Below are 24,412 nucleotides of genomic sequence, written 5' to 3' on the forward strand. Positions count from 1 at the left end.
TCTTCGTAGAATCGCCACGATGACTGTCGAAGCTGACCCGGCCGCCCCACGTTCCGCGCGGGGTCAGGCGCTGCGTCTCCCCAAGCACCCGGACCACTGCAGTGACCCGGCCGAACTCGCCAGTCTCGTGCGTCGCCTTCGGTCCTCGTCCGAGCGGACCCTCCTCGCCGCCGACCTGTTCTCCGGGGCGGGAGGAATGAGCCTCGGTCTGGAACAGGCAGGGATGCGCGTCGTGTTCGGTGCCGACTTCGACTCGGATGCGCTCACGACCCACGCCCACCACTTCGCCGGCATGTCCGTCGGGTGGGACCTGGGTGACCCGAATCGGGTCGAAGAGGTGGGGAACATCCTCCGCTCGGCGAGGATCGACGTCTTGGCCGGCGGTCCGCCGTGCCAGCCGTTCTCCAAGGCCGGCCGCTCCAGGATGAGGTTCCTCGTCCAGAACGGCGTACGCGAGCGACATGACAAGCGCCGAGACCTCTGGCAGTCCTACCTCGAGATCGTTCGGTTGGCCCGCCCCCGTGCCGTGATCATGGAGAACGTGCCCGACATGGCACTCGACCGCGAGATGTTCATCCTTCGATCCATCGTGCGCCGACTGGAGGACTGGGGGTACTCGGTCCAGGAGCGGGTCGTCGATACCTACAGGTACGGCGTCCCGCAGTTCCGTCAACGACTCATCCTGGTCGCGGTGCTGGGGGGCCTCGAGTTCACGTGGCCCGCCGAATCCGCGAAGAAGGTCACGCTCGGCAACGCGATCCGTGACCTCCCCGCGGTCGACCCCAAGGACGGATGGGCGTCCGATGCGAACCGCGCAGGCTGGCGGAGGTACGCCGGGCCGAGGACCGAATTCCAGCGTGAGATGCGGAGTCTCGTGCCGGCGGGACAGGCTGACCGCGTGTACGACCACGTCACCCGGCGAGTGCGCGACGATGACGAGGCGGCCTTTGAACAACTCGACACCAAGACCCGCTACTCCGAACTCCCCGCCGAGCTCAAGCGCTACCGGGACGACATCTTCGACGACAAGTACAAGCGGTTGGACGCTGATGACCTGTCGCGGACCATCACGGCGCACATCGCGAAGGACGGCTACTGGTACATCCATCCGGAGCAGAATCGGACCCTGACGATCCGGGAAGCCGCACGCATCCAGACCTTTCCCGACCACTTCCGTTTCGCCGGCGCGCCCACTTCCGCGTTCCGTCAGATCGGCAACGCCGTTCCCCCCCGACTGGCGCGCGCCATCGGTGCCGCCGTCGTCGAGGTCGTGGAGCGAGGTGCCCCGGGCCTCGCCGTGACTACGTCGGACACCAAGTCGGCGCTGGCGGAGTGGTTCCGCATCTCTCCCGCGATCAGTCCGTGGCTCCGGTCCGGCTCCCGCTGGCTGGTCGTCCTGGGGGACACCGCGCTCGGCGCAGAGTCCGACACCGTGGTCAATGCCCTATGGCCCTCTATCTCAGGATGGGACGACCCGAGTCGTCTCCTCGACGAGAGCGAGCTGGTGCAGGAACTCGCCGGCTGGCTGGGCAAGCCGGACCTTGCCACCCGCCTCGTCGAGCTCGCGCGGTCGGTGACCGCCACCGACGGTGCCTTGGACGACGCCCACCTCACGGAGCTGGTTGCTCAAGGGATGCTCCGCAGAGGCACGGCGGAACTAGCGATGCTGGCGAACCCGGAGGGCGAGGAGCCGGTGATCGCGAGCACTGGTGCGTTGCGAGTGGCGGGGCGCTACTTCCAGGGGACGGAGCGGTGGCTCAAGAACCGGAGCTCGGACGGTCGCATCGCGGTGGGTCGACTCATCGGCTTCGACGAGGAGAGCACGAAGGCCCAGGTCGCGCTCATCGAGCTCGGCGCGCACATATGCACGCCGAAAGCGCCCGACTGTTCGGTATGCCCGCTCGCCGCGTGGTGCAAGTACCGCAACGAACGCTGAGGATCTGTGCCTCAGAGTCCCAACTGCTCAGCGAGACCGGGGTGACGAGTTCGGATCAGTTCCAGTGCCGACCGGAAGTCCTCCAACGACCGATCCTCGAGCAACGCCGCCTTGAGCGCGATGCCCACGTCGCGGAGTGCCGTGTCCGACGCCTTGGCCGTCTTGATCAGGGCATCAGTCCTTCCCGCCGCATTGGCTGATCGGCGGTACGCGTCATCGGCCAGGACGCACAGCTCATGGACAGGACGCTCCAGCATCTGCTTGACCACCGGGGGCAGTTCGACGTGCATCTTGGCGACGTTGATCTGGAACGCCTCATCCAGGTCGGTATCGAAATCGACGGCCGCCCGCGCGAGCTTCGTGTGCTCGTCGATCCCCCTCAGACCCGACCATCCCCCGTGCTGAACCAATCGGTCAGCTCGGTAGATGTAGAGCCCTTGCTGTCGGTTCCACTTCTGCGGACCTGATAGACGCTCGAACTGTTCAAGTGACGAGAAGCGATCCCGGGCAGGCAAGACGACGCCACGGAAGCGCACCTCAGAGCTACCCCCCTCGACCTCCACCTCGAAGACCTGCTCCGGAAGGACCGACCGCGCCCCTTCGTCGGGAGCGAAGGGGTCCCATGGAAGCAGCTTGGTTTCGTCCACGCAGATGACTACCTCGCTGCGGCCTGATGCTTCGCCGGCGATGAAGCGATGGAAGACCATGGCGAGATGGTCGGCGGTGCGGTTGGCGAGCGCACGCAGCCGCCGTCGCCCCCAACCGGTCTCCGCGTACCGCTCGGGTAGCACTCGATCGAGGTCCTCCCAGACCACGACCGTCCCAGGGGACTCGCGCAACAGGTCCTTCGCCCGTTCGATCGCCGGAGTGGACTCGTCTGCGGTGATGTCCCAGGTGTCCGTCCGGGCGATGCGATTCAGATCAAGGGTCATCACGTTGAACCGCGCCTGTGCAGGAGTCGTGCGGGTCACCACCGTGAGGCGCCGACACTGCGAGAACGATCCGGTCTTCAGCCCGAGCCCGAACCGGCCCAACTCGTTCTTGCCGTAGTCCCGTCGCGTACCGAACCGCAGCGCCTCGACCAGATCCTTCTGCGACATGCCCGACCCGTCGTCGCTGATAAGCACGTACGAGCCGTGCGGCACGAACTGGGTGTAGACATTGATGCGAGAAGCACCAGCGGCGATCGAGTTGTCGACGAGGTCGGCGACGGCGGTCGTGAAGTCGTAGCCGATGTCGCGCAGCGACCCGGTGAGACGCGCGGCAGACGGCGCAACCTCGAACGTCTTGGTTCCGGCCACCAGATCAACCTCCTAGTGTGGAAAGCATGCCAGGCGAAGAGCGATCGGTCCGGCGCGGCGGGGGCGTGTCGAGCACAGCGTATTTCAAGCCTCCGACAATTGCCTCACCGCCGGTGACCTCAGCGGCCCGCAACACCATGCTGGCCAACCGGAGGCGAGACACCGGACCGGAGCTGGCCATCCGCTCGCGTGTGCACCGCGCCGGCCTTCGCTATCGGGTCGACTGGGCTCTGCCCTTCGATCGTCGCCGAAGAGCAGACCTAGTTTTCACCCGGGTTGGGCTCTATGTGTTCATCGACGGATGCTTCTGGCACGGGTGCCCGCAGCACTTCGTCGTACCCAAGACTCGGACGGAATTCTGGGTAACGAAGATCGAGCGCAACCGCGCTCGCGACAACGAGACCGACCTTCGTCTGCGAGAGCTAGGCCTCACGGTGCTCCGCCTTTGGGAGCACGAGTCTGCGGCGGCGGCAGCTGCGGCTGTCTGTGCGGAGTACCAGCGCCTCGACGGGTAGGCGGGGCGACTCGAGCGGCTGTGAAGGTTGGACCCTGGCGCGACGTGGACATACCGTTCGAATCACTGGTCTGTTGTCTTAACCGCAGGCAAGACCTACGACCTGAACCACCACAGGTAGGGGGTCGTTGGACGGCCATCAACCGAAATTGTTGTTGGCCAAATCCGGCGAACCGACCCTGCCCAAGTATTGGCTCGACCGAACCAGCAGCTCTTCAGCGTAAGGCGTGTCTAGGGTAGCTACTCGCTCAACTGACCCGCGTTCAAGATCTGCAATCACCTGGGTCCGCAACGGCGTGCTCGCCTGTTGTAGGTCAACGATTAGGCGAGGAATCTCGATAAACGCCGGCAGGAACGAGTAGCGCGGCTTTCCGCCAGTGTGCACGCGCTTGAGCCATTCGGCCTCGGCAGTTCTGCCCATATCAACGCTTTCAGCCGTAAGGGCGCGCACCAGTCGCAGGTACTCGCCGTTGGGCGCTCCTCCGCTGCGCTCCACTAGATCGCAGGCCGGCGTCAGGAGCACCTCCCAATGGTCGCCACGTCGCAAGACGTCACCGCAAGTCAGAGTTTCGGTAACGGGAGGGTACAAGTACATGCGCGACGCGGGCACGCCAGCCGCCCTTTCCTGACCCTCAGTGCAATCAAGTTTGGAAGCAACGCGTCTAAAGAGCACCGGCTTCACTTGGTCGCCGATGGTTAACAGTCGCGCTAGGCTCTGTTGGGACCACAGGTACTCTCTTACTTCTCCCTCCACCTCTCGAGTGAGTTCACGAATAGTCATCAATATTCCACTGTCAAGAAGTTCGGCGACAACGATGTCGATGTTTGTGGGATCCACTTTCGAAACGACCCACACGAAAGGCAGCTCGCGGAGATCCGCGCCGACATCTTCACCGTATGCCGTATAGAAGATGACAGGGCAAAACATCATCGAACTAATATCCGCGAAAAGGTCAAGACCCGCGTCATTTTGAGGAGCGCCGCCGTCCTGGTCGTACCTCAGATCCACTACAGCGAAGTCATACCGTCCGTTCCGAAGAGCCAGGGTGGCGTCAGCGAAGTCGTCGAACGTGTCGATTGCGAACTGCGCTAGCCCGCGATCCTCCACCTCCCCAAGGCGGTCGCGGACAGTCGTCACGGCGGCTGGGTTGTCATCTACAACCAGGACTCGGAATGGAGGGATGGTCATACGCGTTTCCTTATGACTAGAGAAAAGGTGCCGCCGGACAGAGGTCCGGCGGGCGAGTAGGTCAACTCGCCGTCGTACTGTGCTGCGACACTTCCCACAATGGCGAGTCCCAACCCAGTTCCGTCCGGCTTCATAGAAAAATATGCCTCGAAGATCGAGGCCCTGAACGCTTCCGGCACGCCGGTCCCAGAGTCGCTCACTTCGATGATCACGACTCCTTCCTGCTGAGATCGAACTCGAACCGACACTCGTTTTTCCCCGACTGCGGTCCGCTCCACCCAGTACAGCGCATTATTGACAAGGTTTACGACCGCCATAATTATGTCGGACTCCGCCCACGTCACCTCAACGTCGTCCCCGCCAACGTCAATGACCGTCGCTGGACTGAGCGAGGTGTCAGCGCCAACTATCGACTTCTGCACTGTGGAGAGCGCAGAGACCTTTCGTGGCCGACCGCGCTTCCGGCCGCTGAGAGGATCGAGTCCGTCGAACAAGGCTCTGAGCACGTCTGTCTGCGTCTCGACCACCTCCAAGAGCTCGCTTCGTCTATTCGCGATTCGCGATTCCACGCCGGAGCCGACGGCGCTCTTCAAAAGGTCGGCCTTGTTTCGCAGTGGCCCAATCGCGTTTCGACCGTCATGTACGACCCTATCCACCAGTTGGCCCAAAGTGGCTTGCAGCTGAAACGCCGAGATTACCTCTTTTACTCTGTCGACGCCGCTCGACATCTCGCGCTGTCTTGCCTCGATTAGCTCGATCACGTGGCGACTGGCACCTCCGGCCCTGGCGCCGTCCACCACGTCACTCAACTCAAAAACGTCGAATAGTCTGTTCCCGACGTCGGGCTTTAACGAACCGTCCTTCCTTGCATCCCTTCGACGTCCTTCGACCTCCGTCAGGGCGGCGATGATCAAGGTACGGAAGTCATCGTAGGCAGGGCCTTCCTGCATTCCCTCTCGGTTCGATTGATCTTGGAGACCAGGATTTTCGTCGGCCGAGATGTAGACGCTTCCCATGATTTGGTTGTTGGACACGCGCAGGCTCGGGTTGTTCACCCGCCTCGCGTCCAGTCGTAACCAGTCGTCTCCCCGCTCACCGAACGGGAAGACTCGAAACCCGTCTCGGTAAACGCTCACGCCAGCCAGCGGATCTAAAAGACGGCGGAAGTCGCGGACGCCCATGTCTGGAGCGGCCATGGCGATACCGGCTCGGTCCCGATCCCAAATGCGAACAGCAATTTTGAACGGGCCACAGGACGGTGGGCGTTCCGGATTTGCCCATAAGTTGAGATCAATATCCTCAGACGATGGAGGATGGGCTTGGAAATATCTAAGTGTCGCGCGGCCAGTCGCGTCGACCTCTCCATTCAACTGGTAGAGAGGGTCGCGAAGGGCCTCCGGTGGACCGACCTCACCCGAGAGGTCCTCGAATGGTGAAGGAAGCTCCAAGAAGATGCGGAACTCGGGTGTGGCGGCGCCGGCCGCCTCAGATAGAGGTGCGGGAGGTGCTAGCCGCTCCAGCGCTCGGCGGAGTTCGCGCAAATCCTCCAGGTCCCAGTCGGTCGTTAAGCCATCCATCCTCAACGACGTCCCGTGTCCAGACGCGTAGCCCTCTATTCCTGCGTCCGCGAATATCCGCGCGGCCGCCCCGCCGTCAGCAAATTCGTCTGGGTCTCCGCTGGCCCACGCGATGTCAATCTCATCAAGGAACGCATCCAAACGGTCAAAGTCTCTCCACTCAACAAGCAACTCCAATTCGGAGTCGTCCTGACGACGCGTCGTGACCAAGAGGCTGTGAGCAATTCGCGCGGCTGCAAGTCGCCCCACGCCCTTCTCGCCCAGTACGCGGCGGCGGCCACTTTCACTTCGACGATCAGTGCGCTTCGTCGTGGTGGCGAGCTCGAGCCACGCGCGCGAGAGCGTTTGAGCATCCATGCCGTGACCGTCGTCAAGCACCGTGACGGAGCCGGAGTCTCGTGCCAAGGATCCTTCGAAGCGGATGAGGCAGATCGAGGCGTCGGCATCGAAGGCGTTCTTCACTAGTTCGATCAACGCAACCCGCTCGTTGCTGATTAGCTCAGCCCCCAAGGTCCGCATGATCCGAGCACGAGGACGAAAGGGAGCACTCCCTAGGTGTTCGACCATTGAGGCTCCTACTGATATGTCACGTGACGGGCGACGCATCGGCAGCATATGTTGACTAGGGCGAACCGTCCGACCGGTACACCCGTGTCGACGGAAAAGAGTCGCTGGGACCACCCCTCGGCTCCTTCGGGTCCGCTTGGCAACGTCCGATGAGGCGGAACGTCTGCATGCTCTGTTGCGCGCAGGAACGGTATTGCCCATGGCGAGGTCTCAATCGGGGCCACTTTCGGCGATGTGGATGGGTACGTAGACGTCGTCGAAGAATTGGCACTCGAGATCGACGGGCAGGTTGGTGAAGCAGTCCGACGCATCTGCGCCAGCGCCACGCTGCCGTGGTGACCTCGGGCGAAGCCTGCGGTGGTGCATGCACGGCCCTACCGTTTGGCATGTACGCGGATGGCGGGTCGTCCGCGTCCGGGAGAACGAGGTGCCCGAGAGTGGAAGGGAACGAGCCACGGAGCCGCTCCGTGAGAGCGCTTGGGCGGACCCGAACGGCTAGTTGGAGGCAGTAGCGACCGTCGTGCCTCGGCGATCTCGCAACTCCTCGGGGGTAAGCCAGGGTCGCGCGCGATGGATCATCCGGTGGCAGTTGCTGCACAGCAGAGCCAGGTCGCTCAGTCTTGTGGTCGTGGGGCCAGACGCATGCAGTGGCAGGACATGGTGGACCTCGATGTACCCGTCGCCGAGGTCTCCGTAGGCGCGGCCGAAGTCAAACTCGCAGACCTCGCAGGCGATCAGCAGGCCAGCAGCTTGGACAGCGGCGATCTTCCGCTTGCGGATCGTGCGGTTCCGCTCCCGGCGGTAGTGCTGCGCGAGCCACTGGCCGCCCTCTTGGGCCTCGAAGTCGTCGCTGAGGGAGTCGGCGTCCGAGTCCCAGTCGACATCAACCGCGGCGTCCTTCGGGGTCCGTCCGGCCTCGATCGCGGCGGCGAGGCTCGTGGCCAGCGTGTCCATCTTGTCTGGCCTGTCCAGAAACGCCTGGAGCACCTCGCGGGTGGGCCGCCCGCCCTTGGTGGGCTTGCCGCCGTATGTGGGCAGTAGCGTGCTGAGGTCGTACATCTTGCGCTGAACGCTGTTCGGGCTACGGAAGTCGTCGTCACGCTCGCTCAACGGGACGAAGTTGGCGTCTATGAGCAGCGCGGACAGCCTCTCTGCCTCAGGCGAGTTGGCCCGGTAGACCTTCCAGTCGTTCGCCTTGAGTTCGGCGCAGATGATCACGAGCTCCTCGCGGGTCCAGTCAGCCACCCGGCGACAATAGATCTGCTTCGGTCGAGGCGTCCTGGGATCCGGCGATCCGTGATGGTGATGAATCGACCGACTTATCCATGACGACTCACGGGCCCGGTGAGAGGGGATGAGAAGATTTCGGCCGTGAAGCCTGGAGAGTGCCCTTACGTCGAGGTCGAGGACTTGGGACGCGGTGGCCAGTGCGTCGTTTCCTTGGCCAAGCGTCGGGATGGCGAAGGACCTAGCGTCGCCATTAAGCGACCGCTGCCGTGGGACGGGAACAACAACGACCGGCTTCGTCGGGAGATCGACGTTATGTCGTCGCTCGCACATGACCACGTCATGCCGATTCTTGACTCGGGGATCGACGAGGAGGGCTTCTATTGGTACACGATGCCCCTCTCTACGGGCTCACTGAGGAAGCAGCGGGACACTCTCCTGCACTCGTATGACCTGGAAACACTGAGTCAGTGGGTCTTCCAGGAGGTGGCCGCGGGCGTCGGTTTCATGCATGAGCTCGGCTACACCCACAGAGACATCAAACCTGACAACGTGCTGGCCCTCGCGGATCCAAGCCGACCTCGGGGGCTGCGCTGGGTCATCGCAGACGGCGGGCTCATCCGCCGTCCCCTGGGCGAGACCACGAATGCCCTCACGGGCAGCGTCACCACGATGGGAACGACTGGCTACATCGCACCTGAGACCCATGGCGACCCGCACGCGGTGACGCAGGCAGCCGACGTCTATAGCGTCGGCCGGGTCCTCGCGTGGCTGCTCACCGGGCGTACACCCGTTTACACGGAGCGACTTCTCCCGAATGGAAAGTGGCGGCCGGTGGTCAGGCTGCTCACCATGGATGACCCCGGACGCCGCCCTCAGTCCATGATGGAGGCCGTTGAGCGCAGCGAGGAACTCCTGACCGAAATGCCGATATCGGAGAAGGGGAACTTCAGGACCTTGGTGGGTGAAAAGGGCGGGGCACTCAGGGTTGATAACCCCCTCTGGGACGTCGTGCGCGAGAATCTCGACGATCCCGACTTCATGCTGGATGACGTCGTTCGCATCGAGCCCTCAGCCGTGCACAAGTGGACTCGCTCCCACCCCTCCAACGGCGCCGAACTGGCCGAGAAGATGGCGGGTCACTTGGACGAGGGTTATCTGAGTTACAGCCGGACCGTCGCGCCTATGGACCTGATCCGCACGGTGCTGGCCGCCCTTCCCGAGGTCGAGGAGTACGGCTTGATGGAGGATGTCGCAGTTCCTTATTGCGAGGCCGTCCGGAGCTGGGACCAGTGGACGCCCAATGATCGCCTGCGGTCTTGGCTCGAGGGACTCTCTGGCCACGCAGCCGCGACCATGGCGCGGGCCATTCATCAGTCGGCCTCGACGGACTACTTCCGTCAGTCGATTGCCCGGGACCGGCGGTTCGCGAGTCCGGACCTGAGGTCTCTACTGCAGGACTGAGCGTCATCTAAGCGACCGCAAGGCCGAGATCCACTCGCGCTCGACTTGGCGCTTGCGCTGTTGGGCGCGGCTTGCGGCCACGCGCTTGCGGTCGCGCTGTCGCCGGTCGTGCCTCACGAGGAGAAGCGAGTGGCCCACGGCAAGCGGGGCCGGGGCGGCTGGCGCCATGATCGCTATGAGGGTCATGAACGTGTAGAGGACAGGTCGCATGACGGTCACCGCTCGCCGATGATCGAGTGCAGGTTCTTGCCGGTGTCGGCGACCTTCCAGAACTTCCGACCGTTGGTGTTGGGCGACTCGCGGACGTCGCCGGAGACGTGCTCGACGACCGCCACGGCGGCGGCGGTGGGCGACGAGAAGGTCTTGTTGACCCACGGCTCCGTGGACAGCCGGACCTCGTGGTTGCGCGGGTTGAACGTCCCGTCGATGCGGTGGGCCTTGTACACCTTGTAGACGGGGATCCACTCCACTGTCGGGTCGGTCGTCGCTCGAGCGGGCGGGGTGTAGGTGGAGGACTTGGAGACGGCGGTCGCTGCCTGGTTGGGCACTGGCACGCTCGGGGCCGCGTCGCTGGCGAGGCGGTCCACCAGTCGGGCCACGACCTCGCCGACCGTTCGGTCCATCAGCCGGGCCGCCACGACCAGGCGGTCGTACGTCGCGTCGTCGATCTCGACCTGTCTCATTGCTGCTCCTGAGTCCGGTGAGCCACGCTGCAGTGACTCGAAGACTCAAGAGTCGTTCAAGAAGACTCAAAAGTCAAGTGCTGAGTCGCAACGGGGACTCTTCGATGCTCAAGTGCTGCTCCCGGCGACTCGAGGGCGCCCCCCGGTCAGGAGTTCCGGTGGAAGGACTCAGCAGCTTCAGGTCACTAGCTTCGTGCGGAACCGACTACGGTCGACTCGCGCACCAAGCCGCGTAGGTCGCTCCGATCTTCTCGGCCAACGACCTGTCGCGGTCGAGGGTGGCATGTTGGTAGATCGCCATCGCGGCCTGAGAGGCGTGGCCGGCCCGCGCCTGCAGCTCGGCGGCAGTGGCCCCGTGCTGGCCGGCGAGGGTCAGAGCAGTGTGACGCAGGTGGTGAATTGTCAGGTCCGGCCGACCGGCCTTCTCCCGGGCGGGCCGGTAGCGGTCCATCAGGTAGCGGACGCTCATGTGGTCGGTGCGGTCACCGGGGAAGAGCAGCCCGGACGGGCAGGTAGCCGTGTGCTCCAGCAGGTGCTTCTGCAGCATCGGCAAGAACGGTGGAGGGACGTGGACCGTCCGCACTCCGCTCTTGGTCTTCGGCGAGCTGATGTGCCGTCCGCACTGAGGGCACGCACCCCGGACAGATGGGTTGACGTCTTTGTCGATCTTCCTGGTGACGGTGATCCGGCCAGTGAGGCCATCGATGTCGGACCGTCGCAGCTCCAGCAGCTCCCCCTCGCGCAAGCCGACGAAGGCGGCCAGCACGATGAGCAGCCTCAGCCGCTCGGGCATCTCGTTGATGATCACCGCGATCTCGTCGAAGGTCGCTGGGACCACGACCGCCTTGACGGGAGCACTGCCGGCTCCACGGATCTTCGGCGGAGCCCGATCGACCAGTTCCTCCTCCTCGGCTGCCTGGAGGATCGAACGCAACAGCCGGTACGCCGATGCGTTGGACGACGCCGTCTTTGGATCGAGCGAGCGTCGCCACGCCTTGATCTCGGAGAGGGTGACGTCGCGCAGCGGCATCGCGCCGAAGTACGGCAGGATCCGATGCTCGAGCAGGGCTTTGTAGCTGCGCACCGTTGTCGGCCGCAGGCCGCGCTCGGCCAAGTAACGCTCGGCGAACGCCTCCACGGTGCTCATCGCCTGCTCGCGTTCGCGGCGGGCCTCGGCGACCTTCCGGGCCTTGGGCGGCGTCCACTCGTCGCGGTCGATGAGGGATCGCTCGTTGGCGAGCCACGCTTCGGCATCCATCTTGGTCTGGAAGTTGCGCGAGTGGCGCGTGCCGTCCGGCATCGCGTATCGCGCGCGGTAGGACGGTCCCGTCGCGCCGGAGCGTCGCTCGAGCTCGCCGAAACCTCGTCGCCGTGTCATGTCAGCGCCTCCTGTTTGCCCGCAATCCACCGGCTACGATTTAACCCCATACTCTGGCAGTTGAGCAATGGGGCACCTAGGGGGAAGGACTGTCCAAACGAGTCCGACAAAGACCGCTCCTGACCTGCAATTTCACGCTCGAGTGGCGCTTCGAGCGATAGTCCGAGGGGTTTGCAAGCAGGGGGTTAGGGGTTCGAGTCCCCTAGGCTCCACCACCGATCCCCGTCCCGCCTCGCGCAGAGACAGCACCGCAACCCCGTTGCCCTAGGCTGGCCGCAGGACCGGATCGAGAGGACTGACGAGTGGGCCGCGCGTCTGGCAGGGCCGTCACCATCTCCGCGATCGCTGCGGAGGCGGGGGTCTCGGTGCCCACCGTGTCGCGCGTGCTGAACGGCCGCTCGGACGTCGCGCCCGGCACCCGTGAGCGGGTCGAGCAGCTGCTACGGCACCACGAGTACCGCCGGCCGTCGCGGCGCCAGGGCCAGGCGTGCCTGATCGACCTCGTCTTCGACGACCTGGACAGCCCGTGGGCGCTCGAGATCGTGCGCGGGGTCGAGGAGGTGGTGCACGCCGCGGGGGCGGGCACCGTGGTCTCCGCGATCCACAGCCGCGCCTCCGACCGACGGCAGTGGCTCGACAACCTCCGCGTCCGCGCCACCGACGCCGTGATCCTCGTGCTGACCGACCTCGACGGCGAGCTCGGAGCCGAGCTGGAGCGCCTCGACGTACCGGCCGTGGCGATCGACCCGGCCGGCGTGCCGGCGCTCGACCTGCCCACGATCGGGGTGACCAATTGGAGCGGGGCCGTGTCCGCCACCGAGCACCTGATCGGGCTCGGCCACCGCCGGATCGCGCACATCAGCGGTCGACCCGGTCTATGGTGCACCCGCAGCCGGCTCGACGGCTACCGCGCCGGGCTCAGCTCCGCCGGGCTGCAGCCGGCGGCGGAGCTGGTGGTGGAGGGAGACTTCGGCTACGAGTCGGGCTACCGCGCCGGGGTCCACCTCCTCGGCCTGGCGGAGCCTCCGACGGCCGTCTTCGCCGCCAACGATCAGATGGCCATGGGCGTCTACGAGGCCCTGCGCCGCAGCGGCCGTCGCGTCCCCGACGACGTGAGCGTCGTCGGCTTCGACGACCTGCCCAGCTCCCGCTGGGCCTCCCCGCCGATGACCACCGTGCGGCAGCCGCTCACGGAGCTCGGCCGGATGGCCAGCCAGATGGCGCTGCGCATGGTCGGCGGCGAGTCCATCGAGGGTCCGCGCGTCGAGCTGGCCACCGAGCTCGTGGTCCGCGAGAGCACCGCCGCGCGCTGAGCGACCGGCTCTCCCGCCCCGTCGACCCTTGACGGCGGTGGTGCCCCGTGCTGCACTGACGTTGTTTCCGAAATGTTTCCGAAACACTTTCGGAGCACGATCTCGGGGCGCCGGCTGGGCCTGCCGCCTCATCGACCGACCGGCTGTGGAGGACAGGACATGAGACGACGTGCGAGGCGTACGACGGCGCTGTGGGTGATGGCGGCAGCACTGGCCGTCACCGCTGCGGTGGCCCCGTCGACGGGGGCCACGGCGGCACCCGTCGTGAGCAGCGAGGACTTCGAGGACGGCAGCTTCGACCCGTGGACGGTCAGCGGCGGGCCGACCGTGTCCGTGGTCGACACCGGCGCCGGCCGGGTGCTGCAGGTGGCCGGTCGGGCCAACGACTACGACGGCATCCAGTCGCCGGGACTCCTGCGGCCAGGCGGGACGTACACCTTGTCGATGCGCGCCCGGCTCGCACCGGGGACCACCGGCTCCGCCGACATCCGGTTCGTCGTGAAGCCGAGCTACACCTGGGTGGGCAACACCACCGTCACCGGCGACGCGTGGAGCACCGTGAGCGGCACGTTCACCGTCCCGCGCGACGCTGACCCCGCCGGCCTCTCGGTCTACCTCGGCTCGGGGGCGCTGTCCGGCAGCTCCGCGCCGTACGCCTACCAGGTCGACGACCTCGTCATCGAGGGCGGCACCGGCGACACGTGGACCCCGACCCCGGACCCCGCGTTCGTCCCCGGAGGAGCGGTCGCACCGACCAGCGAGCCCCTCGCCGCGGCGCGCGGACTGGGCAACACGGCCGCCCTGACGTTCGATGACGGTCCCAACCCCGGTGAGACCGAGGACCTGCTCGACGTCCTGAAGGCGCAGGGCGTGAAGGCGACGTTCTGCGTCATCGGCCAGAACGTCCAGGCCCCGGGCGGTGCAGCGATCCTGCGCCGGATCGTGGCCGAGGGCCACACGCTCTGCAACCACTCCACGTCCTACGCCGACATGGGGCAGTGGACGCAGACGCAGGTCGAGGCCGACCTCAAGGCCAACCTCGCGATCATCCGCGAGGCCGTCAGCGACCCACGGTTCCCCGTGCCCTACTTCCGCGCGCCCAACGGCAGCTGGGGCCAGACCGGCGCCGTGGCGGCGGCGCTCGGCATGCAGCCCCTCGGGCTGGGCAACGTCATCTTCGACTGGGACGGCAACGACCAGTCGGTCGCGACCCTGACGGCGCGCCTGCGCGAGGCGGTCCAGCGCGGGGCGGTCGTCCTCGCGCACGACGGTGGGGGAGTGCGCGACAACACCGTCGCCGCCGTCCGGACCGTCCTGGCCGAGAAGGTCGCGCAGCGGTGGATCTTCACCCTGCCGCAGGGCGGGCAGCTCTCCCCGGTGCAGCAGGACATCCCGGGTCTCAAGGACGTGCTGGGGCGTCGCGGCATCGAGCACGTGGGCGTCGCGGTGGACCAGCGGGAGACGACCGGCCGGTCCGCCGAGCTGCTCCTGCGCCACTTCAACGCGATGACGCCAGAGAACGCCGGCAAGCCGGAGAGCGTCCAGCCCGTCGAGGGCCAGTTCACCTGGCAGGGCCTCGACCAGCTGCTCGACTTCGCTGACGCGAACGGCGTCGAGGTCTACGGGCACGTGCTGGTGTGGCACTCGCAGACGCCGGCCTGGTTCTTCAAGGACGGCACCCGCGACCTCACCAGCAGCCGGGCCGACCAGGCGCTGCTGCGCAGCCGGATGAGGGCCCACATCAAGGCCATCGCCGACCACATCGACGCCCGCTACCCCGACGGCGACAGCCCCATCTGGGCGATGGACGTGGTCAACGAGGTGATCGCGGACGGCGACAACGCCAACCCGCACGACATGCGGGACAGCCGCTGGTTCCAGGTCCTCGGCGAGGGCTTCGTGGACGAGGCCTTCCGGCTGGCCGACCGCTACTTCCCCGACACCAAGCTCTTCATCAACGACTACAACACCGAGATGCCGGAGAAGCGAGCGGACTACCTCTCGCTGATCAAGGCACTGCAGCGTCGGCACGTGCCCATCGACGGCGTCGGTCACCAGGCGCACGTCGACGTCGCGCGTCCCGTGCAGTGGCTCGAGGACTCCATCACGGCCGTACGCCGGCTGGACCCGCACCTGCTGCAGGCCATCACCGAGCTCGACGTCAACCTGTCGAAGCAGAACACCGGGGCGGACGTCAGCTCGGGGGAGACGCCGGAGTACGAGCGGGCCTTCGCCGATGACGACGACGCCGTCATCGAGCTGGGCTACTACTACCGCGACCTGTTCGCGATGCTCGGGCGGCAGTCGAGGTCCATCGACTCGGTGACGTTCTGGGGCATCAGCAACGCGCGCACGTGGCTGCGTACGTGGCCCCTGCCCCGGCCGTGGGAGAACCCGCTGCCCTTCGACGACGACCTGCAGGCCGCCCCGGCCTACTGGGGGATCGTCGACCCGTCCCGGCTGCCCGCGCGACCCGCCGACGTGCTGGCGCCCCGGATCGCGGACACGTCCACGGTGCGCGTCACGGTCCGCGGCCGCGACCGGGCGGTCAAGGTCCGCTACGCCGAGCCGTCGGCGATCGACACCGTCGACGGTCCCCGTCGGGTGACCTGCCGTCCGGCGTCGGGCTCGCGGTTCCCCGTGGGCACCACCACGGTGACCTGCACCGCCCGCGACTCCTCGGGCAACACCCGCACCAGCACCTTCGACGTGGTGGTCACCCGCCGCGGCCGCTGAGGCACTCACGACGACGGGGGCGGGCACCGGACGGGTGTCCGCCCCCGTCGTCGCTGTCGAGTCTGGTAGGACTTGTCCGCCTGATCGGCGACCCTCGGACGAGACGGAGCACCCCATGGACCCCGCGCGCGTGCTCGTCATGGGCGCCAGCGGCTCCGGCACCACGACGCTGGCCCGCGCGCTGGCCGGGCGGTGGGCTGTCCCGCACGCCGACGCGGACGACTACTTCTGGGTGCCCACCGACCCGCCGTACGTCGACAAGCGGCCGGAGGCCGAGCGCATCCGTCTCATGCAGGAGGTGTTCCTGCCCCGCCCGGCGTGGGTGCTGTCGGGGTCGATCATGGGCTGGGGCGAGCCGGTGGTGCCGCTCTTGGACGCGGTCGTCTTCTGCTCGCTGGCCCCCGACGTACGCCTCCAGCGGCTCCGGGACCGCGAGGCGGTGCGCTACGGCGACCGCATCGAGCCGGGCGGTGACCTGGTGGAGTCCCACGCTGAGTTCATCGCATGGGCGGCCGGCTACGAGGACCCGGCCTTCGACGGCCGCAGCCGGGCGGTGCACGAGGAGTGGCTGGCCGGGCTCGCCTGCCCGGTGCTGCGGGTCGACACCGCGCAACCGGTCGAGGGGCTCCTGCAGGAGATCGCGGAAGATCCGAGTCACCGGGTGGCTCGGAACTTCCGCGATGATCCCTGACGGCGAAAGATCCGCGGATCGGCCCGCCAAAGCTGTCGTACCCCGGTAGGTCCGTTCGTGGTAGTGGTGAGAGGCCGCCCAGCAGGGGTGGCCGCAACCGCTGGAGATGACTGACATGCACTACCTCCTTTCCGTGGTCGACGACACCGCCACCCCCGGCCCCGCCGACGAGCCGGGCGCCGTCGACCGTTTCAACGACCAGCTCAAGCAGGACGGCTACTGGGTCTTCGCCGGTGGCCTGCAGACCCTCGACACGGCCACCGTCGTCGACGCCCGCTCCGGCGACACCACCGTCACGGACGGCCCGTTCGCCGAGACCAAGGAGTACCTCGCGGGCTTCTGGGTGATCGAGGCGTCCGACCTCGACGTCGCCCTCACGCTCGCCGAGGGCGGGTCCCGGGCCTGCCGCCGCAAGATCGAGGTCCGTCCCTTCGACGGGATCGCCTGAGCCTGCGTCCGTGAGCGGTCTCGACGAGGTCGTGGCCCGGGTCCACCGCGACGAGTGGGCCCGGGTCGTGGCCACGATCGCCCGCCGCTTCGGTGACCTCGACGTCGCCGAGGACGCCACCGCCGAGGCCTTCGCCACCGCACTCGAGCGGTGGCGCGTCGACGGCGTACCCCCCAACCCGGGCGCGTGGCTGACCACCACCGCCGGTCGCAAGGCGCTCGACCGCGTACGACGCGAGAGCCGGCGCGACGAGAAGCAGAGGCAGGCGCTCATGCTCGGCGACCAGCTCTCCGGACCTCCCGAGCCGACCGGCGCCGTCGCCGACGAGCGGCTGCGGCTGGTGTTCACCTGTGCCCATCCCGCGCTCGCCATGGAGTCGCGCGTCGCGCTCACGCTGCGGATGGTCGGCGGCCTGACCGTCGCCGAGATCGCCCGCGCGTTCCTGGTCCAGGAGACGGCGATGGCGCAGCGGATCACCCGCGCCAAGGCCAAGATCAAGGCCGCCGGCATCCCCTGGCGGGTGCCGGAGGCCGACGACCTGCCGACGCGCGTCGCCGGGGTGCTGGGCGTGCTCTACCTCGTCTTCAACGAGGGCTACCTCGCCACGAGCGCCGACGCCGACCCGGTGCGGGCCGACCTCACCGCCGAGGCCGTACGCCTGACCCGCCTGGTGCGTGAGCTCCTGCCCGACGACGGCGAGGTCGCCGGCCTGCTGGCGCTGATGCTGCTCATCGAGGCCAGGCGCGGGGCGCGCGTGTCCCCGCACGGCGAGCTCGTCACCCTCGACCAGCAGGACCGCGGCGCGTGGGACCGCGACCTCGTCGCCGAGGGGCACGCCCTCGTGCGCGAGCGGCTCGCGTCGGGCCGCCCGCCCGGTCGCTACCAGCTGCTGGCCGCCATCAACGCGGTGCACACCGACGCCCGCGACGCGCGCGACACCGACTGGTCGCAGGTCGTCGCGCTCTACGACCAGCTCGTCCGCCTCGACCCCTCGCCGGTCGTCGCGCTCAACCGGGCGGTCGCGGTCGGCGAGCTCGACGGTCCGCACGTCGCGCTCGCGCAGGTCGACGCGCTCGCCGGGTCGCTGGACGGCTACCACGCGTTCCACGCCGCCCGGGCCGACCTGCTGCGCCGGCTGGGCCGCAGCGCCGACGCGCGGGCGGCGTACGACCGCGCGATAGACCTCGCCGGCAACAGCGCCGAGTCGGCGTACCTGCGTCGCCGGCGCGACGAGCTCGCCGCCGCCGAGGGCGACGCCTGAGCCACATCCCGACCCGGGGCCGATCCGCTCCCACCGGCCGCCGGCCGTTGGGCGGCGTACGGGACAATCGAGGCCGTGACCGCCTCCCGCCGACCCGGCCTGCTGACCGACCTCGGCGCCGCGGTCCTCGCGCTGGTGCTGGTCGCGATCGCCACGATGCTGGGCAAGTGGCAGTACGACGCGTGGCAGGCGCACCGCGACGCCGAGGCCCGCGACCTGACCGGGATCACCCCCGTGCCGCTGACCGACGTGATGGGCAGCGACGACCGCTTCCCCGCGCCCGACCTCGGCCGGCCGGTCGAGGTCGCCGGTGAGTGGCTCGACGGGGGCTTCTGGGTCGACGACCGCGAGCTCGACGGCGAGGCGGGCTACTGGGCGGTGGCCCCGCTGCAGGTCGACGACTCCGCCGTGCTCGTCGTACGCGGCTGGGCGGCCGAGCCCGACCCGGCACTGCTGCAGGCGACCGGGGACGCCGACCTCACCGGCTGGCTGCAGGCGCCCGACGGCAGCCTGGTCACGGACGCGGACCCCTCCGACGACGTCTTCCCCGAGATCCGCGTGGCCGACGCGGTGCAGCGCGTGGACGTCGACCTCTACTCCGCCTACCTCGTGGCCCAGGAGCCGGCGGAGGGACTCCGTCCGGCCGAGCTCGAGGCCCTGCCCAGCCCGAGCCGCTTCACCGGGATCCGCAACCTGCTCTACGCGCTGGAGTGGTGGGTCTTCGGCGCGTTCGCGGCCTTCATCTGGTGGCGCTGGCGGCGCGACGCGACGGCTCCGGAGGTCGCCGAGGCGCTCGGCACCACCGAGGTCGGGCAACCGACCCCCCGATAGGTTGAGCGCCGTGTCCCGCACCCTCACCGCCTACCGCGTCATGGCCACGATCGTCGGGGTCCTGCTCGTGGTGCTCTGCCTGATCGGCGTCCCGCTGGCCAACTTCGACGGCTCCCCGATGTGGGGCGTCTTCGACAGCACGCCCATGTGGGTCACGCCCGGGTCGGACCTCAACGAGCTCGGTGACGCCATCACGACCTACCTCGGCGTCGCCCACGGCTGGCTCTACATGATCTTCCTGTTCTGCGCCTTCCTGCTCTCGCGCCGAGCCGGCTGGGACCTGCCGTTCACCCTGGTGACGCTGGTCTGCGGCACCATCCCGGTGCTGTCGTTCTGGGCGGAGCACCGCGCGACGCAGCGCGTGCGCGCCGAGCACCCGCAGACCGCGTAGCCGCCGCGGTCCCGCCCTCACTAGGGTCGGGCCATGACCACAGCGTTCGTGCTCGGTGGTGGCGGCGTGCTCGGCGCGGTCGAGGTCGGCATGCTGCGCGCGCTGCTCGAGCGCGACATCGTCCCGGACCTGGTGCTGGGCACGAGCGTGGGTGCGCTCAACGGCGCCCTGGTGGCGCGCCAGCCCGAGCTCGCGGTGGTCGACCGGCTCACCGAGCTGTGGGCCGAGACGGCGCAGGGCGGCGACGTGTACGGCGACCGGCCGCTGCGCACGGTGCGCCGGGCCGTCACGACCGGCACCCACATCTACTCCTCCGCGCCGCTCCGGCGTCGCCTCGAGGAGGAGCTCGGCGAGACCCGCTTCGAGGACCTGCCGGTGCGGTTCGAGGTGTGCGCGGCCAGCATCGAGCGCGCGGCCGAGCACTGGTTCACCAGCGGCCCGGTCGTGCCGGCGATCCTCGCCAGCGCCGCCGTACCCGGCCTGCTCCCGCCCGCCGAGGTGGACGGCGAGCACTTCCTCGACGGCGGCCTGGTCAACTCCATCCCCGTCGGTCGCGCGGTCGAGCTCGGCGCCACGCGCGTGTTCGTGCTGCAGGTGGGTCGCATCGACCGGCCGCTCAAGCCGCCGACGAAGCCGTGGGAGGTGGCGCGGGTGAGCTTCGAGGTGGCCCGCCGGCACCGCTTCACCCGCGACATGGCGACGATCCCCGACGGCGTGGAGGCGCACGTCCTGCCTGCCGCCGGTACGTCGTCGCGCGACGACTCGCTGTGGGCGCACCGCGACTTCGCCGGCGTGCAGGCCCGCATCGACGCGACGTACGCCGCCTCGCGCAGCCACCTCGACGAGGCCCTCGGTCCCCGCCCGGACCGCCGTCCGTGAGCCGCCGCGCGGTCTGGGCCGTCCGCCGGCTCCTCGTCGCCCCGGCCGTCATCGGGCTGACGGTGCTGCTGTGGGTGACCATGCCCGCGTGGCTGCTGGTCGCGGCCGCGTTGTCGCCGGTGCTGCCCGGGCGGTGGCGCGCGCTGCGGCTGCTGTGGCTGGTGCTGCTCTACGCCACGATGGAGACGCTGCTGCTCGTCGTGCTGCTGGGGCTCTGGCTCGCCAGCGGCTTCGGCTGGCGGATCCGGTCGCCGTACTTCGCCGGGATCCACTACGACCTGGTGCAGGGGACGCTGATCGTGTTCTTCCGGGAGGCCCGCCGGGTGCTCGCCCTCCGGATCCGCACGGACGGCCCCCACCCGCCGCGGGTGCCGGACGGGCCGGTGCTGGTGATGTGCCGCCACGCCGGGCCGGGCGACTCGTTCACGCTGATGTACGCGCTGCTGCACTGGTACCACCGCGAGCCGCGGGTCGTCCTCAAGAACACCCTCGCCTGGGACCCGGCGATCGACGTCATCCTCAACCGGATCCCGGCGCGCTTCATCTCGCCGAACCCGGTCGCCGGAGAGGACCTCGAGTCGCAGATCGCCACCCTCGCGTCGGGGCTCGACGACAACGACGCCTTCGTGATCTTCCCCGAGGGCGGCAACTTCACCCCGGCACGCCGAGACCGGGGGATCGCCCGGCTCCGCAAGCTCGGCCTCGAGCGGATGGCGGTCCGCGCCGAGGAGATGACCCACGTCCTGGCACCGCGGCCCGGCGGGGTGCTCGCGGCCCTCGAGGCGGCGCCGGAGGCCGACGTGCTGATGGTGGCGCACACGGGGCTCGACCACCTGCTCACGGTCGGCGACCTGTGGCGCGAGCTGCCGATGGACAAGCAGCTCACCATGCGCTGGTGGCAGGTGCCGCGCGCGGAGATCCCCGAGGACCGCGAGGCGCGGATCGAGTGGCTCTACGGCTGGTGGGAGCGGATCGACGACTGGGTCGAGGAGCACCGGCCGGTCGACCTCGCCCGCTGAGCGGTGCGACTCCTCCTGGAACGACCGCGGGCGGTGTCCCGGCCACGTCCGAGGATCAGGAGCGTGGGTGGCACACCGCCCGGGGCGGGACGAGCCGGACTACGTGTGGCGCGGCACGTCGTCGATGTCGATGATCTCCGCGGGGGCGTCGGGCGTGGTGGCGTCGTGCGCCTCCTCGGCCGAGTCGCTGATCGCCTCGCCGGGGGCGCCGCCGCCGACGTCCACCGACGCGGGGGGCTCCGCCGTGACGACGTCGTCCGCAGTGACCTCCCCGATCGGGTCGGTGAGCGGGTCGCCCACGGGGTCGGCCAGGGCGGTCGTCGCCGGGGTCACCGGCGCGGACGCCGCGGCGGCCGTCGAGGTCGTCGAGGTCGTCGAGGTCGAGGACGCGGGCGGTGCCGGGGGGACGTAGGTCGACTGCCAGTTGGCCTCCGCATCCTGCTTGCCGCGCAGCTTGCTGAAGATCACGCCGCCGATGGCCAGCAGGCCGCCGAGGAGCAGCAGCTTCTTGAGCTTGCCGCCGCCCTGCGGCTCGGGCTCGATGCCGCGCAGCTCGTTGACCTTGGCGGTCGCGAGGTCGCGGCCCTCGGCAGCACGGGCCGCGGCGACGGCGGCGGCCAGGGACGCGGTCTCGGCGGCACGGGCGCGCGCCTCCTCGAGCAGCGGCGCTGCCTTCTCGCGGGCCTCCGCGGCGCGCTCCGCGGCGATCGCGGCTCCGGCGGCCGCCTTCTCGGCGGCGACGGTGCGACCCTCGGCGAGCAACGGCTGGGCCTTGTCACGCGCGTCGGCGATGGCGGGCCCGGCCTTGTCGACGGCCTGCTCCCAGGCCTGCTCCAGCTGGGGGATGACGGACTCGGTGACGGTCTCCGAGAGCTGCTCGACGTAGTCGTGGGCGCGGTCCATGAGGGACTTCTTGCGGCCGAAAGGCATGCGTGACCTCCTCTGTCTGTGTCCGTCCATCTCACCATGCCCTCCCTGACGCGGCCAGCCCCGTCCGGATGTGCGAGACGCGCGGCACGCGGGTGGCCGGGCGGCAGGGCGCCGCGCGGGGGCCCAGGCGTGGGCTGCCGGTCTGGGCTGCGTGGGTCGGGCGTGGGACCCGCGTGGCAGGATCGGGTCGCACGCACGACAACGAGACGTCACACGTACCCACAGCTGAGAGGCACTCCCATGGCCGACCCCCAGGCGACCTTCACGACCAACCGGGGCGACATCGTCGTCAACCTGTTCCCGAACCACGCTCCCGAGACCGTCGACAACTTCGTCGGCCTCGCCGAGGGCACCAAGGACTACCGCGACGACGCCGGGCGCACCGGGGAGAAGTACTACGACGGCCTCGGCTTCCACCGGGTCATCGAGGGCTTCATGATCCAGGGCGGCTGCCCGCTCGGCACCGGCACCGGCGGCCCGGGCTACACGTTCAAGGACGAGATCCACCCCGAGCTCGTCTTCGACAAGCCCTACCTGCTCGCCATGGCCAACGCCGGCCCCGGCACCAACGGCTCGCAGTTCTTCATCACCCTCGGCGCCACCCCGTGGCTCAACGGCAAGCACACCATCTTCGGCGAGGTGGCTGACCAGGCCAGCCGCGACGTCGTCGACGCGATCGGCAGCACCAAGACCGGCGCGATGGACCGCCCGGTGGAGTCGGTCGTCATCGAGACGCTCGCGATCGAGCGCTGACGTCGACCTCACCACGTTCCTGATCACCCTGCCGAGCTCCACCTCCTGATGACCCAGCCGTCCGACGGCCCGGCCGCGACCGGGGTGCCCACCTGCTACCGGCACCCCGGTCGCGAGACCTGGATCCGCTGCCAGCGCTGCGACCGGCCGATCTGCCCCGACTGCATGCGCGACGCGGCCGTGGGCTTCCAGTGCCCCGACTGCGTCAAGGAGGCCGCCAAGGGCTCGCGCCAGAACCGCGCGCTCTACGGCGGCGAGCGCAGCGCCGACCCGCGCCTGACGTCGTACGTCCTCATCGCGATCAACGCACTGGTCTGGCTGGCGATCACGGCGACCGGCGGCAGCGGCTCGCGGCTGACCGCGCTGCTGGCGCTCAGCCCGCGCGGCCGGTGCGAGCTCACGGACGGGTCGGGTCGCTACTACCCCTCCGTCGGCGACGCCGAGCTGTGCTCCACCCTGCCGATCACCGGCTGGCAGTCCGGCGTCTCCGACGGCGCCTGGTGGCAGATGGTCACCAGCATGTTCACCCACGTGGACGTGTGGCACATCGCGCTCAACATGATGGCGCTCTACATCCTCGGCCCGGCGCTCGAGCGGATCATGGGACGGGCGCGCTTCCTGCTCGTCTACCTCGTCGGGGGACTGGCCGGCAGCGTCATGGTGCTCTGGCTCTCCGACCCGACCGGCTACACCCTCGGCGCCTCAGGAGCGATCTACGCCCTGCTGGGCGGCCTGCTCGTGACGTTCCGCAAGGCCCGCCTCGACACCTCGTGGCTCATGCAGAACCTCGCCCTCGGTGTCGTGATCACCGTCGTCGGCTGGCGCTACATCTCCTGGCAGGGCCACCTCGGCGGGCTGCTCGGCGGGATGGCCGTCGCGGCGATCATCGCGTACGCCCCGAAGGCCCACCGCTCGCTGTTCCAGTGGGGCGGCACCGCACTGCTGACGGTCGTGCTGCTCGCGCTTGCCGTCGTACGCGTCGGCGCGCTGGGCTGAGGCCGGCGGCCCGCCGCTCACCTCTGGCGGGCTGCGTCATACGGACCGGCACGCATGCGTACGCCTTCGTACGACGCTGAGGGAGCACCGGGGGACGGAGCCCCCCTGTTCCCACAGGTGTGCACACACCTGTGGACAACTACACCGGTGTAATTCCTCCACAGGAGTTCTCCACAGTGTGGATATCTCTGCGCCGAGGAGCGGTGAGCCACGCAGGTTCGCCGTACCCCGAACCTGCCTCACTCACCGCTCCACAGCCGATCATCCCGCGCGAGCCGACGAACGGCCCCCCGAAATGACTCGAGCGGTGAGAGAGACGCCTTCCCTT

Annotated in this window: 21 protein-coding genes; 14 read left to right on the top strand and 7 right to left on the bottom strand. The window is 68.4% G+C overall.

Going from position 1 to position 24,412, the window contains the following annotated elements:
* Positions 1-19: 19 nt before the first annotated feature.
* Positions 20-1,936, top strand: a complete 1,917-nt coding sequence (gene dcm, locus HN031_RS07410; protein ID WP_172268349.1) for a DNA cytosine methyltransferase — start codon at positions 20-22, stop codon at positions 1,934-1,936.
* 11 nt (positions 1,937-1,947) lie between these two features.
* Here the strand turns inward: dcm and HN031_RS07415 are convergent, their stop codons facing one another.
* Positions 1,948-3,237 (bottom strand): ATP-binding protein, encoded by a 1,290-nt coding sequence (locus HN031_RS07415; RefSeq protein WP_172268352.1) that lies wholly within the window; start codon positions 3,235-3,237, stop codon positions 1,948-1,950.
* Between the two features lie 137 nt (positions 3,238-3,374).
* On the opposite strand from HN031_RS07415, the gene HN031_RS07420 reads away from it, so the two are divergent.
* Entirely contained in the window at positions 3,375-3,752 is a 378-nt protein-coding gene (locus tag HN031_RS07420) for a very short patch repair endonuclease (RefSeq protein WP_172271418.1), read from the top strand.
* Between the two features lie 138 nt (positions 3,753-3,890).
* On the opposite strand, the gene HN031_RS07425 is transcribed toward HN031_RS07420, so the two are convergent.
* From HN031_RS07425 to HN031_RS22250, 3 genes are all read right to left on the bottom strand, one after another.
* Complete coding sequence (locus HN031_RS07425) at positions 3,891-4,940, bottom strand: hypothetical protein (protein WP_172268355.1); 1,050 nt, start codon at positions 4,938-4,940, stop codon at positions 3,891-3,893.
* Entirely contained in the window at positions 4,937-7,036 is a 2,100-nt protein-coding gene (locus HN031_RS07430; RefSeq protein ID WP_172268358.1) for a sensor histidine kinase, read from the bottom strand. The genes HN031_RS07425 and HN031_RS07430 overlap by 4 nt, the downstream gene beginning before the upstream one ends.
* Positions 7,037-7,579: 543 nt before the next feature.
* Positions 7,580-8,329 carry an HNH endonuclease gene (locus HN031_RS22250; protein WP_172268361.1) on the bottom strand — a complete coding sequence of 250 codons (750 nt, stop codon included), beginning with the start codon at positions 8,327-8,329 and terminating at the stop codon, positions 7,580-7,582.
* Between the two features lie 126 nt (positions 8,330-8,455).
* Here HN031_RS22250 and HN031_RS07440 point away from each other — a divergent pair, with 126 nt between their 5' ends.
* A complete protein-coding gene (locus tag HN031_RS07440; RefSeq protein ID WP_172268364.1) occupies positions 8,456-9,775 on the top strand; it encodes a protein kinase in 1,320 nt (439 codons plus the stop codon).
* Positions 9,776-9,990: 215 nt separating this feature from the next.
* Here HN031_RS07440 and HN031_RS07445 read toward each other — a convergent pair whose 3' ends face one another.
* Positions 9,991-10,458: a hypothetical protein gene (locus HN031_RS07445; protein WP_172268367.1), complete on the bottom strand. Its 468-nt coding sequence runs from the start codon at positions 10,456-10,458 to the stop codon at positions 9,991-9,993.
* A 205-nt stretch (positions 10,459-10,663) separates the two neighbouring features.
* Positions 10,664-11,836, bottom strand: coding sequence for a site-specific integrase (locus HN031_RS07450; RefSeq protein ID WP_172268370.1), 1,173 nt, complete (start codon positions 11,834-11,836; stop codon positions 10,664-10,666).
* 302 nt (positions 11,837-12,138) lie between these two features.
* Here HN031_RS07450 and HN031_RS07455 point away from each other — a divergent pair, with 302 nt between their 5' ends.
* From HN031_RS07455 to HN031_RS07495, 9 genes are all read left to right on the top strand, one after another.
* A complete protein-coding gene (locus HN031_RS07455) occupies positions 12,139-13,149 on the top strand; it encodes a LacI family DNA-binding transcriptional regulator (protein ID WP_172268373.1) in 1,011 nt (336 codons plus the stop codon).
* Between the two features lie 159 nt (positions 13,150-13,308).
* On the top strand, positions 13,309-15,885 hold the full coding sequence (locus HN031_RS07460; RefSeq protein ID WP_172268376.1) for an endo-1,4-beta-xylanase: 2,577 nt from the start codon (positions 13,309-13,311) through the stop codon (positions 15,883-15,885).
* A gap of 115 nt (positions 15,886-16,000) precedes the next feature.
* Positions 16,001-16,576 (top strand): hypothetical protein, encoded by a 576-nt coding sequence (locus tag HN031_RS07465; RefSeq protein WP_172268379.1) that lies wholly within the window; start codon positions 16,001-16,003, stop codon positions 16,574-16,576.
* A gap of 115 nt (positions 16,577-16,691) precedes the next feature.
* Complete coding sequence (locus tag HN031_RS07470; protein ID WP_172268382.1) at positions 16,692-17,024, top strand: YciI family protein; 333 nt, start codon at positions 16,692-16,694, stop codon at positions 17,022-17,024.
* Positions 17,025-17,034: 10 nt separating this feature from the next.
* Complete coding sequence (locus tag HN031_RS07475) at positions 17,035-18,285, top strand: sigma-70 family RNA polymerase sigma factor (RefSeq protein ID WP_172268385.1); 1,251 nt, start codon at positions 17,035-17,037, stop codon at positions 18,283-18,285.
* A gap of 75 nt (positions 18,286-18,360) precedes the next feature.
* The gene (locus tag HN031_RS07480; protein WP_172268388.1) at positions 18,361-19,116 is read left to right on the top strand and encodes an SURF1 family protein; all 756 of its coding nucleotides are present in this window, start codon (positions 18,361-18,363) and stop codon (positions 19,114-19,116) included.
* Between the two features lie 10 nt (positions 19,117-19,126).
* Positions 19,127-19,507, top strand: a complete 381-nt coding sequence (locus HN031_RS07485; protein ID WP_216652079.1) for a DUF3817 domain-containing protein — start codon at positions 19,127-19,129, stop codon at positions 19,505-19,507.
* Between the two features lie 33 nt (positions 19,508-19,540).
* Positions 19,541-20,386: a patatin-like phospholipase family protein gene (locus tag HN031_RS07490; protein ID WP_172268391.1), complete on the top strand. Its 846-nt coding sequence runs from the start codon at positions 19,541-19,543 to the stop codon at positions 20,384-20,386.
* A complete protein-coding gene (locus HN031_RS07495) occupies positions 20,383-21,405 on the top strand; it encodes a 1-acyl-sn-glycerol-3-phosphate acyltransferase (protein ID WP_322423699.1) in 1,023 nt (340 codons plus the stop codon). Before HN031_RS07490 ends, HN031_RS07495 begins: the two co-directional genes overlap by 4 nt.
* Positions 21,406-21,504: 99 nt before the next feature.
* On the opposite strand, the gene HN031_RS07500 is transcribed toward HN031_RS07495, so the two are convergent.
* A complete protein-coding gene (locus HN031_RS07500) occupies positions 21,505-22,335 on the bottom strand; it encodes a hypothetical protein (protein WP_172268394.1) in 831 nt (276 codons plus the stop codon).
* A gap of 240 nt (positions 22,336-22,575) precedes the next feature.
* Here HN031_RS07500 and HN031_RS07505 point away from each other — a divergent pair, with 240 nt between their 5' ends.
* Both HN031_RS07505 and HN031_RS07510 read left to right on the top strand, forming a co-directional pair.
* A complete protein-coding gene (locus HN031_RS07505; protein WP_172268397.1) occupies positions 22,576-23,088 on the top strand; it encodes a peptidylprolyl isomerase in 513 nt (170 codons plus the stop codon).
* A gap of 48 nt (positions 23,089-23,136) precedes the next feature.
* A complete protein-coding gene (locus tag HN031_RS07510; protein ID WP_172268400.1) occupies positions 23,137-24,084 on the top strand; it encodes a rhomboid family intramembrane serine protease in 948 nt (315 codons plus the stop codon).
* The last annotated feature ends 328 nt before the right edge of the window (positions 24,085-24,412 follow it).

It is taken from the genome of Nocardioides sp. zg-1308 (assembly GCF_013155375.1).
Classification (GTDB): Bacteria; Actinomycetota; Actinomycetes; order Propionibacteriales; family Nocardioidaceae; genus Nocardioides; species Nocardioides renjunii.

Coding starts and splice junctions, on each gene's coding strand:
- dcm (WP_172268349.1), top strand. CDS start 20: ATGACTGTCGAAGCTGACCCGGCCGCCCCACGTTCCGCGCGGGGTCAG.
- HN031_RS07420 (WP_172271418.1), top strand. CDS start 3,375: ATGCTGGCCAACCGGAGGCGAGACACCGGACCGGAGCTGGCCATCCGC.
- HN031_RS07425 (WP_172268355.1), bottom strand. CDS start 4,940: ATGACCATCCCTCCATTCCGAGTCCTGGTTGTAGATGACAACCCAGCC.
- HN031_RS07430 (WP_172268358.1), bottom strand. CDS start 7,036: ATGCGGACCTTGGGGGCTGAGCTAATCAGCAACGAGCGGGTTGCGTTG.
- HN031_RS07445 (WP_172268367.1), bottom strand. CDS start 10,458: ATGAGACAGGTCGAGATCGACGACGCGACGTACGACCGCCTGGTCGTG.
- HN031_RS07450 (WP_172268370.1), bottom strand. CDS start 11,836: ATGACACGGCGACGAGGTTTCGGCGAGCTCGAGCGACGCTCCGGCGCG.
- HN031_RS07460 (WP_172268376.1), top strand. CDS start 13,309: ATGAGACGACGTGCGAGGCGTACGACGGCGCTGTGGGTGATGGCGGCA.
- HN031_RS07465 (WP_172268379.1), top strand. CDS start 16,001: ATGGACCCCGCGCGCGTGCTCGTCATGGGCGCCAGCGGCTCCGGCACC.
- HN031_RS07470 (WP_172268382.1), top strand. CDS start 16,692: ATGCACTACCTCCTTTCCGTGGTCGACGACACCGCCACCCCCGGCCCC.
- HN031_RS07490 (WP_172268391.1), top strand. CDS start 19,541: ATGACCACAGCGTTCGTGCTCGGTGGTGGCGGCGTGCTCGGCGCGGTC.
- HN031_RS07500 (WP_172268394.1), bottom strand. CDS start 22,335: ATGCCTTTCGGCCGCAAGAAGTCCCTCATGGACCGCGCCCACGACTAC.
- HN031_RS07505 (WP_172268397.1), top strand. CDS start 22,576: ATGGCCGACCCCCAGGCGACCTTCACGACCAACCGGGGCGACATCGTC.
- HN031_RS07510 (WP_172268400.1), top strand. CDS start 23,137: ATGACCCAGCCGTCCGACGGCCCGGCCGCGACCGGGGTGCCCACCTGC.